The sequence below is a fragment of the Shewanella atlantica genome (genome assembly GCF_003966265.1).
GTDB classification, from domain to species: Bacteria; Pseudomonadota; Gammaproteobacteria; order Enterobacterales; family Shewanellaceae; genus Shewanella; species Shewanella atlantica.
This window is the reverse complement of record NZ_RXNV01000003.1, coordinates 348,570-362,568: the sequence shown is the minus strand read 5'-3', so window position 1 is coordinate 362,568 and position 13,999 is coordinate 348,570. Positions and strand designations below refer to the sequence as shown.

At 44.3% G+C, this 13,999-nt stretch carries 10 protein-coding genes; 3 read left to right on the top strand and 7 right to left on the bottom strand.

Features of this window, described 5'->3' with window-relative positions; genetic code table 11:
- Positions 1 to 156: 156 nt before the first annotated feature.
- The 7 genes from EKG39_RS10175 to EKG39_RS10145 form a co-directional block, all read right to left on the bottom strand.
- Complete coding sequence (locus EKG39_RS10175) at positions 157 to 1,791, bottom strand: methyl-accepting chemotaxis protein (protein WP_126505633.1); 1,635 nt, start codon at positions 1,789 to 1,791, stop codon at positions 157 to 159.
- Between the two features lie 170 nt (positions 1,792 to 1,961).
- Positions 1,962 to 3,098 (bottom strand): hypothetical protein, encoded by a 1,137-nt coding sequence (locus EKG39_RS10170; protein ID WP_126505632.1) that lies wholly within the window; start codon positions 3,096 to 3,098, stop codon positions 1,962 to 1,964.
- A 366-nt stretch (positions 3,099 to 3,464) separates the two neighbouring features.
- The gene (locus tag EKG39_RS10165; RefSeq protein WP_126505631.1) at positions 3,465 to 4,802 is read right to left on the bottom strand and encodes an MFS transporter; all 1,338 of its coding nucleotides are present in this window, start codon (positions 4,800 to 4,802) and stop codon (positions 3,465 to 3,467) included.
- Between the two features lie 506 nt (positions 4,803 to 5,308).
- Positions 5,309 to 5,596, bottom strand: a complete 288-nt coding sequence (locus tag EKG39_RS10160) for a ferredoxin family protein (RefSeq protein WP_126505630.1) — start codon at positions 5,594 to 5,596, stop codon at positions 5,309 to 5,311.
- On the bottom strand, positions 5,593 to 6,885 hold the full coding sequence (locus EKG39_RS10155) for an FAD-dependent oxidoreductase (RefSeq protein ID WP_126505629.1): 1,293 nt from the start codon (positions 6,883 to 6,885) through the stop codon (positions 5,593 to 5,595). The genes EKG39_RS10160 and EKG39_RS10155 overlap by 4 nt, the downstream gene beginning before the upstream one ends.
- 91 nt (positions 6,886 to 6,976) lie before the next feature.
- Positions 6,977 to 7,918 (bottom strand): FAD-binding protein, encoded by a 942-nt coding sequence (locus tag EKG39_RS10150; protein ID WP_126505628.1) that lies wholly within the window; start codon positions 7,916 to 7,918, stop codon positions 6,977 to 6,979.
- An 11-nt stretch (positions 7,919 to 7,929) separates the two neighbouring features.
- The gene (locus EKG39_RS10145; protein ID WP_126505627.1) at positions 7,930 to 8,703 is read right to left on the bottom strand and encodes an electron transfer flavoprotein; all 774 of its coding nucleotides are present in this window, start codon (positions 8,701 to 8,703) and stop codon (positions 7,930 to 7,932) included.
- Between the two features lie 1,116 nt (positions 8,704 to 9,819).
- Between EKG39_RS10145 and caiT the strand changes: the two genes are divergently transcribed.
- From caiT to caiB, 3 genes are all read left to right on the top strand, one after another.
- Entirely contained in the window at positions 9,820 to 11,364 is a 1,545-nt protein-coding gene (gene caiT / locus EKG39_RS10140) for an L-carnitine/gamma-butyrobetaine antiporter (protein ID WP_126505626.1), read from the top strand.
- Positions 11,365 to 11,422: 58 nt separating this feature from the next.
- Positions 11,423 to 12,559, top strand: a complete 1,137-nt coding sequence (gene caiA / locus EKG39_RS10135) for a crotonobetainyl-CoA dehydrogenase (RefSeq protein ID WP_126505625.1) — start codon at positions 11,423 to 11,425, stop codon at positions 12,557 to 12,559.
- A gap of 210 nt (positions 12,560 to 12,769) precedes the next feature.
- The gene (caiB, locus tag EKG39_RS10130; RefSeq protein ID WP_126505624.1) at positions 12,770 to 13,996 is read left to right on the top strand and encodes an L-carnitine CoA-transferase; all 1,227 of its coding nucleotides are present in this window, start codon (positions 12,770 to 12,772) and stop codon (positions 13,994 to 13,996) included.
- The last annotated feature ends 3 nt before the right edge of the window (positions 13,997 to 13,999 follow it).

Sequence of the window (13,999 nt, the reverse complement as noted above, 5' to 3'; positions counted from 1 at the left end):
GCGTGAATGGTTGCAAAGGGGATGCCTGTGAGCCGCCTGTAGGGCAAATACTCGCGGCTATTGTAATAAAAAGTTGTGGTATTAGCTAAAAAGAAAAAGGCTCTCTGACTGTGTGCCAGAGAGCCTAGGTAAGTTGGGACTTTCTACTGATTGGGATTAAGTCGTCTTAAATTGATCGACCATGCTCTTGAGACCCAAGGATAGTTGGCTTAGCTCGATACAGGCTTGAGCAGTCTGTCCTGCGCCGGTTGCCGCCTCCGATGAGGAGACATTGATGGTTTCTACGCTACGACTGAGATCTTCGGTCACCGAGTTTTGCTCGCTGCAGGCACTGGCAATTTGAATGTTCATCGCCGCAATTTGTGTGACAGCCTGTTCTATCTCGGAGATCTTCTCACCGGTAGAGTGTGTTTGTTCTACGCAGCCACGGATCATTTCACAGCTCTGCTTGGTCGCGGCTCCAGCCTCGACGGCGCGAACTTGCAGCTTCTCGATTATCTCGACAATCTGACGGGTTGAATCCTGAGTTCTTCCGGCCAAGGTGCGGACTTCATCGGCAACGACGGCGAAGCCTCGTCCCTGTTCGCCGGCGCGCGCCGCTTCGATGGCCGCATTCAGGGCCAACAGGTTAGTCTGTTCGGCAATACCACCGATAACATCGACCACCATGGAGATACTCGCTGAATCTTTCTCTAGCTGTGCCACCATTTCACCAGCATTCTCAATCACCTCTGAGACCTGCTGGATCTCGATAATGTTCTGTTGAACCTCTTGATTGCCTTGATCGGCACGCTCGGTTGCCGAGTTTGCCGAACTAGAGGCATCTTCGGTATTCATAGCAACTTCGTTGACGGTCGCCTGCATCTGCTGCATCGCGGTGGCAACCATAGTGATCTCATTTTGCTGCTGTGACATGCCCTGAGATGACTGCTCGCTGATGGCGCTGACCTCTTCGATTGAGGAGCTGAGTTGCACCACGGCGCCGCCTATCTCATTGACCAGCTCACGCAAGTTCTTCTGCATGCTGATACAGGAATCGGCCAGCTGGCCAAGTTCGTCATTACCTATCTGGTCACGCTTTATCTGATAGGCCAGGTTACCATTTGCGATCTCTTCGGCCATAGTCATTACGGCGCACAGAGGGTTGCGAATTTGTCGTCCCAGGAAGAGGGTCATCATGGCCATCAGTGCAAATAAGGCTCCAACACCAATATAGGTTTTTATGGTTGCAGTGCTAACGCCTTCGAGCGTATTGACACGGTCTTCATCGGTACGGGCAATGTTAATTTCAGTCAGTTGGGTTAAGGCGTCCTGCATATGGTTAAACTGCTTGTATGAACTCAGCAGGTAGGTGTTTGCACCTGCAAGATCATTTTGCAGCACGATGTCATTGAAACCACTCTGGGCGGTGAGGTAGTTTTGCCAGTTATCTCTCGCCAGTTTAAAAGCCCGGCGCTCATCCTCTGTCTGTATGCTCTTTTCATAGGTGTCGATCATGTCGGTGACATCATCAATCATGCCGTCGGTGGTCTGCATCCAGCTCTTCATCGCCGGATCGCCGATACTGGGCAGGAAAGAGAATTGATCCCGGCGGATAAAGATGGTGACAAATTTAATCTTCTCTACCAATAAAACGTTAGGTAGCACTTCATCGGTCAGCGTCAGGATATTATCGCGTGTATTGTTTAGTCCCGATATAAACAGCATGCTTAGGGCAATTACAGCGACGGCGATACAACTGAAGGCCAGGGCGATTTTGTTATTAACCGATAGGTTTTTTAGGTTGAACATAACCAGAGATCCTCATTCCTTTGGTGATAAAAAAAAAGCCTTCGATAGGGCGAAGGCTGGGTCATAAGATGTCCATTTAATGCGTCGAGATGAGAACGTGCTGACCCTTAATAGGAAGAGGAGCAATCAACCTGGGTGTAGTTGACTGCCTGCCTCCTCCGTGCTTGTGCTTAGAAGTAGTAAGCCATTGAGATGTTGAAGCGCTTGTCCCAATCATCACCGACTTCAGGCAGACCGATATGGTCGTTGTTTGCCGTTGAGAAGGTCATGTTCTTACCCATGATGAAGTCGATTTGAGTGTAAGTAGGGCCAGCGGCAATCGCAGCACCTAATACGTTCTGCATACTGTCATCGTAGGTTTCATCGGCAACATCAGGAGTCATTAGGCCGAAGTCATTGTAGAACTTCACGCTACCCCATTCTGTTGGAATTGTTTTAGCCAGGTTGACACTGTATACCTGCGCCTTAGAGGCAATTTCATACTGCCAGCTGACCACTGCGATGGCGATCTTATTGTCATCCATGCTATCTGCTGCATCATATTCATACTGCATGGCTTGAAGTTGCAGGTTCCAGCCATTGAACTTGCTGTCAAGGCTAGCGGCAACGGCATATCTGTCGCCATTGTTACCGGTTTTAGCGTTGTAGATTTGACCTGCTTCAATTGAGGCACCAAAAGTGGTTGAACCGCCCTTATGTTCCATTGTGTACGCTTGGCGAAGGTTAATCTGGTTGGTCTCTTCATTGTTATACTCGGTACCATTGATAGTGCCGGTATACAGATCAGCTGCGTACTGTTTGTTTTCGCTTGGTCCATATTCGGCGCTCTTATAGAAGGCCATATCAGTGTGCCAACCATTTTTCTCGAAGGTCGCTTTTACACCAATATCATAGTCATCTTCGAAACCAAGGTAGTAGGGTAGGCCGAACCAGTAGCTGTTAGAGATATAGCCTATGTTACCGAATGGAACTTGGTTAATACCAAATTGAAGTTCCCAATCAGGATTCAGATCGTAGAAGCCGTAGCCATATTTGATGTAGTTAGTATCGGCAGTAAAGCGGTAATCTGATTTTAGGCCCCAGTTACCAAGTTTCCCGTCGAATCGTAGTGATGCCATGTTAAAGGTCATGTCACCACCTTTATCTTTTGAGCTCTCACTGTAGTCTTTATATGAGTAGTTAATACGCACGCCACCGTGGATATTAATACCATCTTCTTCAGCCGCAGCTACTGTGTTGAAACTACTTAATGCAATAGCGCTTGCAATAAGAGAGATACAAAACGTTTTGTTAGTTTTCATCATCATTATATTCCAATTATATTAAAAGTTTTTAGTACTTAATGTGTACTTATATTTTTGAAAGTGGTTTTGCTTATATAAAACGTCTGAGTAATTAAATACAGGTAAGCAAACTCCCCCCCGTCTAATTACAGGTTATATATTTAATTCATAGATTCCGTACATATTCGACATCCATTTCGGAGTGTGCGGATATTCTCCTCTTGTGGCTTTGTCTCTGTCTAATATACATCTTGATATATCGACGAATAAAACTCAGACATATAGACTTAATTAATAAGTGTATATCTATGTTGTTAGTTTATTGAGCCCCGCACTTTAACTGTACATATTTTCAGATGTACGGGGCTCATTTTCATTATGTAAAGCGAGCTATCTGTTTAATTCAACCGAAGTAGTAAAATCAACTGAACTGGTCGTTTCTAATGTTAACCCTTTTGTTTCCGGTGCCATAAATACAGAAACAACTAATCCTATCAGTGATATCGCAGCGCCTACGAGCAATGTGGATGAAATGCCATAAGTGGCCATATAAATGGGCAGCGCATAAGTCGAGATTATGGTACCGATTCGGCTGAAGGACATCACTGCACCAACGGCTGATGCTCGGATCTCTGTAGGAAATAGCTCATTTGGATAGAGCCACTGTAGGATCCCTGGACCACCAGAGAAGAATGCGTAAATAGCAAAAGCCGCTACAATCAGCCAGATACTTGGGTTTTCCACTATCCCCAGAAGTGCCAGGGAGGCGGTCATAATACCAAAACTACCAATTAAGAGAGGTCTGCGACCGATAGAGTTAAGCCAGTACATCGCAGGAATACAACCAGCCATAAAGAATATACTGATAACGATATTGCCCAGAGCGGCATCTTGTCCCTCAGTAAATCCAAGTAGCTCGATTATTTGAGGCCCAAATGTATAGATGGCGAACATTGGAATAACCTGACAGCTCCATATCGTACCGATGAATATAATTCTTTTTAAATAGATAGGTTCAAATAATTTACTGTACTTAGTCTCTTCAGCCTCTTCAAAACTAATATCTACATCTTTTCCAAAAAACTGATGCATTATTTCACGACACTCTTCCACGCGGCCTTTTTTAAGTAACCACCTTGGGGATTCAGGTAGGTGAAAACGTCCAAGTAGAATAACAAGGCATGGAATAACCGCGCTACCAAACATCCATCTCCAGCCATCTTGAACATCGTAGAGAAGGTAGCCAACCATATTGGCTGCAGTAGCACCAACGTACCACATGGCAGCGATGAAGCCCATGGTGAATGCACGTTGTTTGGTTGGTGAAAACTCGGCAACCATAGAGGTAGCGATGGGGTAATCGGCGCCAATTACGATACCAATTAAGAATCGTAAGATGACTAATTCGATGGGAGATGAGACAAACATGGTTGCAAATGACAATACGGCAATGGCAACAATATCAATCATAAACATTTTCTTTCGGCCAACTATATCAGCCACATAGCCAAATAGGGCAGTTCCGATAAACAAACCGGCCAATGTTGCTGCACCAACTAAGCCTATCCACTGTGCATCTAAGCCTAATTCTGGTGTAAGTTGTTGAAGAGCAAGACCAATTATGACTAATACATAACCATCTAAAAATGGACCGCCACTTCCCCAAAGCATTATTTTTCTATGAAGTGGAGTAAACTCCATATCATCGAAGTTTTTCTTTGAATTCATACTACTAACCACCAACTTTATTTGTTCTATTAAGAGTGTTCGCAACTATCCTGACTGCGAAAGGTTATAAAAACGCTACAAAATTATTATTGAATAATTTTGGGCTAGCGAATATTTCACCGAATCAGATAATCCCACGTCAAAAGTTTACAACATTTACAATTTAATAATGGTGATACAACCAATATTTTTGATCATATTTTTAATATTTTTTATTTAAATGTTGAAATTTATTTTTAACATAGGGTAATGCTTTATTTGGTTGAGCTTTATTTTTAGCTTCTACCGCGCATTGAACAAATAAGCCTATGGGCTTTACATTTTTATATTAGGTTTTTCATATTTTAAAATGAACACACGCGCTTATTAACCAAGCTAAATCCAAACATGTAAAGTTACTGCTCTTATAATTGTGTAATCAATAACTTTAATCGATATAACATTATTCTGACTCTAACTGTAGGGGCCAGAAACTTGGGTATCAACAATACCCAAGTTAAAAATGTTTATCCGTATCGGTATTCGATACCGAATGTGCCCCTTGGGTATTCCCACTTTTCCAAAATGGTGTCACCACAAAGAAACTTACAGGTACCGCATTCCAGACAACCGGCAGAATCAAAACGGATAGTGCCGTCATCTTCTAGCTTATATAGTCCAGCGGGACAGGCATTAACAAGTTTACGGTATTCACTCATATTAGGATTATCTTTTAAGATAATATGTGGATGACCTTCATCTACATGAAACTTATTGACGCCAAGTTTTACGTCTACATTGACTTTTTCGGTCATATTGCAGTCACTCCTTTAATGCCATCTTTAATCAGGTTCATGTAACCCACTTCTTTACAGTGTTTCATGAGGGTCTTCCGAAGTGGTTGTGATTCGCTGCCATCTACTGTGAACATGCTTTCCATTATGTCGGCAACCATCTTTGGATATTCGTTGAAGATCCTTGGAGTCTCCATGAAAGCTGGTAGGTTCTTATAGAGTTTCAGATCTTTCATTACAAAGCTGTCTTCCAAAAGAGTTTGATATGAAGACAAACCTTGTGCACTGAAATCCTTGTTTTCACGTGCAGTTAATACGGCTTTTGCTGCAGCTTCACCAGAAGCGATGGCAAGATCCATACCGCGGACGGTGTAACCTATGTTCAAGCAGAAACCTGCCGCATCACCCGTGATCAACACGCCATCATCGACTAACTTAGGCACCATATTTAAGCCAGCTTCCGGCACAACATGACCCGAATACTCGAGTAGTTTTCCGCCTTCAAGCAGAGGCTTAATGATTGAGTGATTTTTGAAGTCTTCAAGCATTTGTGGAACGGTTTTATCTGAGCTGCCAATATCATGCAGTCCGCAAACGATACCCAATGAGACTGTAGTTTGGTTGGTATAGATGAAACCACCACCCATCAAGCCATTTGATGGAGAACCGGCGAACAACCATGCTGCACCTTCATCATCAGAGAGATTAAATCTGTCCTGAATGACCTCTTTTGGAAGCTCGATCAGCTCTTTTGCACCTACAGCCATGGCATCTGCGTTTACTTTAGGTTTTACCATGCCTAATTTTTCACCAAGCACTGGGTTAACACCTTCGGCCAAAATTACCGAGTTAGCCATCAACTCATCACCGTCTGCATTAACGCCTACGACTTTGCCATCTTTAGTAATCAGTTCATCGACACGAATACCGGTAATAAACTGGGCACCAACCTCTTCGGCTTTAGCCATCAACCATTGGTCAAAGTCACCCCGTAATACGGTATAAGATTCTTGTGTCGATGTTTGTGAACGGCCATTATGGTAGTCCAGTGTGACGCCGGTATCATCGGTTAGGAAGGTGACTTTTTCTTTAGTAACTTTTCTTTCTACCGGGGCTTCTTTAGCAAAGCCGGGAATAATCTTCTCCAGACTATGAGCATAGAGTCGGCCACCGGTCATGTTTTTACTGCCGGCATAGTTACCGCGCTCAATAACGAGAACGTCCGCTCCCTCTTTTGCTAAAACATAAGCGGCAACGCATCCAGCAAGCCCGGCTCCTACGATAATCGCGTCAAATGCTTCTTCTTCCATACAAATTTACTCTTCACATAATTTGGGTTTTAACACCGGACATGAATGTGTCCGGTGTTACGTCGGGAGATTAATACGACCCGATCTTCAATTAACCTTTAAAGGCGCTGATCAGTGCCGGTACAACCTTATTCAGGTCACCAACAATGCCGTAGTCAGCATATTGGAAGATTGGTGCATTCTTATCTTTGTTTACCGCAAGAATAGTTTGTGAACCTAATGCGCCAACCATATGCTGGATCTGTCCGGAAATACCCAGAGCCAGGTAAAGTTCAGGTTTAAGCATGACACCTGATACACCGATGTAACGCTCGCGCTCCATCCATTTTTCTGTTTCGGCAATTGGACGAGAACAACCAAGCTCTGCGTCAAGTGCTGCACCGAGATCCGCTGCCATCTGCAGATTTTCCTGCTTGCCGATACCGCTACCAATAGCGATAACGCGTTTCGCCTTACCTAAGTCGACGCTTTCACCTTGCTTAGCACGGCGCTCGATACACTTGATAGCCGCTTTAGGTTCGATAAATGATACAGAAACCGCTTCACCGGTTTTTGAGCTGTCGGCTTCGCCAGCTTCGAACACGCCATTGCCGATAGTGACGATAGCTACTGGCGATACGATTTTCTCTTCACCGATAGCCAGGCCGCCGTAGACCATGTGCTTGGCTGTTACGCCATCAGCTACAGTGACTTCAGAGGCGTCGTTGATAACACCGGCATTAAGTTGTACACCCAATTTTGCAGCCAGTGCTTTACCGCGCTTGGTAGCACCAAGCAGCATCAAGGTATTTGTGTCGCCATTTGAGATGGCGTGAGCCATAGTCTCGGCATAATCTTCAATAATCTTGCTGGTATCTTTCTCGCCCAGGTAATACACATGGGTTGCACCCAATGAGTATGCTTTCGCTATCTCATCTTCAGAACCAATCACGAAAGCCGACACTTTTTCGCCTAGTTCAACACCACCGGCGATAACTTCAGGTAAACGGGAAGCGATATCACTAAATACCCATACATTAGACAGTTTGCTCATCATTTTTCCCCTTACTTAAGTGCTTTGCGCAGGTGTTCTGCAAATTCTGCGACTTGGTCTTCATCATCGCCGTCAATAATGATCTGCTTACGTTCAGCCTGCTTTGGAGCCAGTACAGAAACTGATTCAACAAGAGCCGGAATTTCGGCTAGGTCGATCTCTTCGGCTGCAAGTTTAGTTACCGGCTTTTTACCTGCGGCTAAAATTGTCTTCATCGATGGAATCGATGGCTCGTTGATGTCGGCTGAAACTGAAATAACGGCAGGAAGCGTGATCTCCAGAACTTCAACTTCATCGTCCAAGGATCTTTCAACGGTAACCTTGCCTGCTTCGGCAGAAACGATTTTGCTGACGGCGTTGATAGTGGCAACTGCCAGTAGTTCACCAAGCTGCATACCAACTTGCTGTGCATATAGGTCACCAGAACCATCACCACAGACAATCAGGTCGAAACCGGTTTTCTGTGCGGCGGCTGCAAGAACGCGAGCCGTTTGATGAGGTAGAGTCTGTTCAAATTTTTCGTCAACCACCACTGTAAGGTCGTCGGGACCGCGAGAGAGGATATCTTTACGGGCTTTAGGATTATCCAGGGCCTTGCCACCTACACTCAGAGCGGTGATCTTGCATTCATCAACCAATGATTTGATCTCTACAGCAGCTTCTACCGCATTGAGATCAAATTGGTTGATCTTTGGCGCTGCTTTGCTTGTGTCCAGAACACCGTCAGCTTTCACTGCGATATCTTGCTCTTCAGGAACTAATTTGTAACACGTAATAATTTTCATTATTTCTCCAGTTTAGATATTACATACTTCTAAATTTGATGTATGGCATATATTATTTATGGTTTTACTTATATAACTTCTGATAACGTTTTGACGGTCAAACCGCTGTATGCTTATTGTTTGTTGCCAATCCGGCGTATCAACAACGTTAATCTATCGGTATTGCAAATAAATCATATATAGCGACATCAATATGTATCTAGTACTTAGTTTAAAAGTATATTGTTTTATTGCTGCATGTTGATTTAGTAAGTGGTGCAATTATATGACTAGAATTATCAGCGCTAATGTTAGACGGGTCACACTTATTAAGTGTTTGCTGTTAGTGTTTCTAACGTTAATATTAGCCGTTCTAATAGAGCTCTTTGGGTATGTTGTTTAGCTCTTTAAATACAAGGGGTTTTAGTTGTTGTAATAATAATATTAGCTCTGCTAATAGTGTCGGTTTTAACTGGTTTTTACATTGATTTTTAGTGACTCTAATATTAATGTTAGCTCTACTAATACGGGGTTTTAGCAATACTAATATCACTATTAGAAATACTATTTGGCATACTGTTTTCAGTCCCGTTTTTTTACTTTTACGTCATAGTTTTGTATCTTTACTTTGGTTCTGCTTGTTTATTTTTGTCTTTTTAAATCAGCTTGTTGCGATTGCTTTTGTTTGGGTTTTGTTTCAGGTTTATACTGGTTCACTGATTTTTCACTGCCTTGCTTTTACCTCTTTCAACCTCATCTTTATCCCCTGTTTTGTGATAGGAATAACACTATTTTTTAAGTGGTTTTTTTTGTTTTTTTTCTATTTCAAATGAACGTGATAACGATCACTGAATAAGAATGTCAGGGAATGCATTATTCTGCCGTCAACCAATGAATATTAATTAATAAATTATCTCTATTTAATTGTTGGTTATTGTCTGTTGATAAGAAAATGAAAAAGGTGTGTTAGGTTATTTTGATTTGCGTTTTTAACTACTCTTAATTGTTAGCCTTTACTGTCAGAATTATTATCTGAATTGCTATGAGCTAATTGATGGATTTGATAAATACACAGATTGAAAGAACTTCGAAGCCTTAACTATTATCCTCCTAAAATAAAGAGGGAGATGTATTAAGATGAATGAAAAAACTATGGATGTGGACCTCACTGCAGGAAAAAAGAAGAAGGTTACTATTGAACCTAAAATCTTTTTTCCTTCATTGCTTATCGTCATTTTGCTCTCTTACTTGACTGTAAGAGATTTGGATGCGGCTAATATTGTTATTAAGGATGTCTTTCACTACTTGACTCACTCTTGGGGATGGGCATTTGAGTGGTACATGATATTTATGGCTGCGGGTTGGGCCTGGTTGGTCTGGGGACCTTACGCTAATAACCGCTTAGGCCAGGAGAAGCCCGAGTTCAGTACCGGAAGTTGGATCTTCCTGATGTTCGCATCTTGTACTTCGGCTGCCGTACTGTACTGGGGATCGTTAGAGGTCTATTACTATGTGACCTATCCACCTTTCCAGCTCGAGTCCCTCTCGGTTCAGGCGAAAGAGCTTGGTGTCGCGTATAGTCTCTTCCACTGGGGCCCTCTGCCTTGGATGGGTTATGGCTTCTTCACTGTTGCTTTGGGTTACTTCCTGTTCGTTAAGAAGATGGATGTGGTTCGTCCCAGTGGCACATTAGAGCCAGTTTTAGGTAAACATCACAAAGGTATTCTCGGTACGTTTATCGATAATGTCTATGTGGTTGCCTTGATCCTTGCTATGGGTACCAGTCTTGGTTTGGCGACACCTTTGGTTACTGAGTGTATCCAATGGCTGTTCGGTATTCCACGTACCATTGAAGTCGATACTATCGTCATCTCTTCATGGATTATCTTCAACGCTATCTGTGTAGCCTTCGGTTTGACCAAGGGTATTAAGATTGCCAGTGACCTGCGTAGCTACCTAAGTATCATCATGCTTGTTTGGGTGTTCCTGATTGGCGCAACCAGCTTTACAGTTAACTACTTCACCGAGTCAGTCGGTGTGATGTTTGATTACCTGCCTCGTATGCTCTTCTACACCAGCTCTATCGGTGAAGGCAGCTGGCCACAAGACTGGACCGTGTTCTACTGGGCGTGGTGGGTTGTGTACGGTATCCAGATGTGTATCTTCCTGGCTAAGATCTCTCGTGGTCGTACCGTTCGTGAGCTTTGTCTGACTATGGTTGCGGGTCTAACTGCTTCTACCTGGTTCCTTTGGACCATTCTTGGCAGTAACACCATGAACTTGATGAATGAAAATATCATCAACATGCCACAGCTTATCGCTGACCATGGTGCACCACGTGCCATCATCGAGACCTGGGCTGCACTACCAATGAGCACCATTACCATGTGGGGCTTCTTCATCCTGTGTTTCCTTGCAACGGTCACCTTGATCAATGCCTGTTCTTACACCTTGGCCATGTCTACCTGTAAGGGCGCTGATGCCGACAACGAGCCACCAGTTTGGATCCGTGTTGGTTGGTCTGTACTCGTAGGTATTATCGGTATCGTGCTGTTATCACTGGGCGGACTTAAGCCACTGCAGACGGCGATTATTGCCGGTGGTGCACCGCTGATTATTGTCAATATCTTAGTGATTATCTCTTTCTTGAAAGATGCACGTAAAAACAAATGGGCTTCTTAGTGTTGGCCTGACAGGTCATGACTTTGAACCAAGTAGTAGTAATTTATAGGAATAAACGATGGATTTTAAATTAAACGACGAACAAGAGTTATTTGTTTCTGGTATTCGTGACTTGATGGAGAAGGAGAACTGGGAAAACTATTTCGCAGAGTGTGACGAAAATAGCCAGTATCCGGAAAGATTCGTCAAAGAGTTAGCCGAGATGGGCATCGACAGCCTGTTACTTCCTGAAGAGCACGGTGGATTCGACGAAGGCATGGTTACACTGACTGCTATCTGGGAAGAGCTGGGCCGCTTAGGTGCACCGACTTATGTGTTGTACCAGTTACCAGGAATTGCAACGGTATTAAGACACGGTAACCAGGACCAGATCCAAAAGATCATGGAGCTACGTGGTACCGGTAAGCAGATGTGGAACTCGGCCATTACTGAGCCAAGTGCAGGTTCTGATGTTGGTAGTTTGCTAACTACTTACAAAAGAAAGAACGGCAAAGTTTACCTTACTGGTAGCAAGTGTTTTATCACAAGTGCGGCGGGTACGCCTTACATCGTGGTTATGGCTAAAGACGCCGACTCAGAGAAGCCAATCTTTACCGAATGGTTTGTCGATATGTCTAAGCCAGGCATCAAGTTAGGCAAGTTACCTAAGCTTGGTCTGAAGATGGACAGCTGCTGTGAGCTACAGTTCGATGAACTTGAGCTTGAAGAGTCAGACATGTTCGGTGAAGAGGGCAACGGCTTCTTACGTGTTAAGGAGGAGTTCGACTCTGAGCGCTTCTTAGTTGCACTGACCAACTATGGCGCGGCTTACTGCGCCTTCGAAGATGCGGCTAAGTATGCCAACCAGCGTGTTCAGTTCGGTGAGACTATCGGTCGCTACCAGTTGATCCAGGATAAGTTTGCTCAGATGGCTATCAAGCTTAACAGCATGAAGAACATGGTTTATGAGGCAGCCTGGAAATGTGATAACGGCGTTATGACATCCGGTGACTCGGCAATGTGTAAATACTTCTGTGCTAATGCCGGTTTCGAAGTTATCGATTCTGCAATGCAGGTTCTTGGTGGCTACGCCATCGCCGGTGAGCATCGTATCAGCCGCATGTGGCGTGACATCCGTGTTGACCGAGTGTCTGGCGGTTCAGATGAGATGCAAATTCTGACCCTTGGTCGCTCTGTACTTAAGCAATACAGATAATTAATGCTGGGTTAATCCGTACGGCAAGGCCTCCACAGTTTATGTGGAGGCAATTCAAATTCTTGCTCTGTTCCTGAAAACGCGCATCTGTCTTCATCACGTTTTCAAGAGCCCGTACGCCTTATCTTCAAATCCGTTTGAGTCTTTATCAAAGATTGCCGACACACCGTCGTGCAGAGTCTTAGTTTGAATATAAAAGAGAAGGGTATTATGTCAAATAAATTAGCCACTCCTACATTCGGCCCGCTATCCGGGGTTCGTGTTGTATTTTCCGGTATTGAGATCGCAGGGCCGTTTGCTGCCCAGATGCTTGCCGAGTGGGGCGCAGAAGTTATCTGGATTGAGAACGTAGCTTATGCAGATACCATACGTGTACAGCCTAACTATCCAGAGCTGTCTCGTCGTAACCTACATGCCTTGTCTCTGAACATCTTTAAAGATGAAGGTCGTGATGCTTTCCTTAAGCTGATGGAAACTACCGATATCTTCATCGAAGCGAGTAAAGGTCCAGCCTTCGCTCGTCGCGGCATCACAGACGAAGTTTTGTGGGAGCGCAATAAGAAACTGGTTGTTGCCCACCTTTCTGGTTTCGGACAGTACGGCACCGATGAGTACACCAATCTTCCTGCTTACAACACAATCGCTCAGGCATTTAGTGGTTACCTGATCCAGAACGGAGACAAGGACCAGCCAATGCCGGCCTTCCCGTATACGGCTGATTACTTCTCAGGTATGACGGCGACAACTTCAGCCTTAGCGGCCCTATACCGTGTTCGCGAAACCGGTGTCGGTGAAAGTATCGATATCGCCATGTATGAAGTGATGTTGCGTATGGGTCAATACTTCATGATGGATCACTTCAATGGCGGCGAGATGTGCCCGCGTATGACCAAAGGTAAAGATCCTTACTATGCCGGTTGTGGTCTGTACACCTGTGAAGATGGTTATATCGTCATGGAGCTGGTTGGTGCGATGCAGATAGAAGAGATGTTCAAGGATATGAATATCTCCCACCTCTATGGTACCGAGGAGATCCCTGAAGGAACTCAGTTGATCCACCGCGTAGAGTGTCCTTTCGGTGAGCAGGTTGAAGAGAGTCTGGATGCCTATATGGCGACTCGTTCCATCGAAGAGGTGTTAGCGAGATTTGCTGAGCTGAAAGTTGCCTGCGCTAAGGTATTGACGGTTCCAGAGCTTGAGTCTAACCCACAGTATGTTGCCCGTGAGTCAATCACACAGTGGAAGACCATAGACGGTAACACCTGTAAGGGACCTAACGTGATGCCTAAGTTCAAGAATAATCCGGGTCAGATCTGGCGTGGCATGCCAAAGCACGGCATGGATACCGCAGATATTCTGAGTGACATCGGTTATTCACAAGAAGAGATCCAAAGTTTAAGTGAAAAAGGCTTGGCCAAAGTCTCTGGTAGTAAGTGAGGC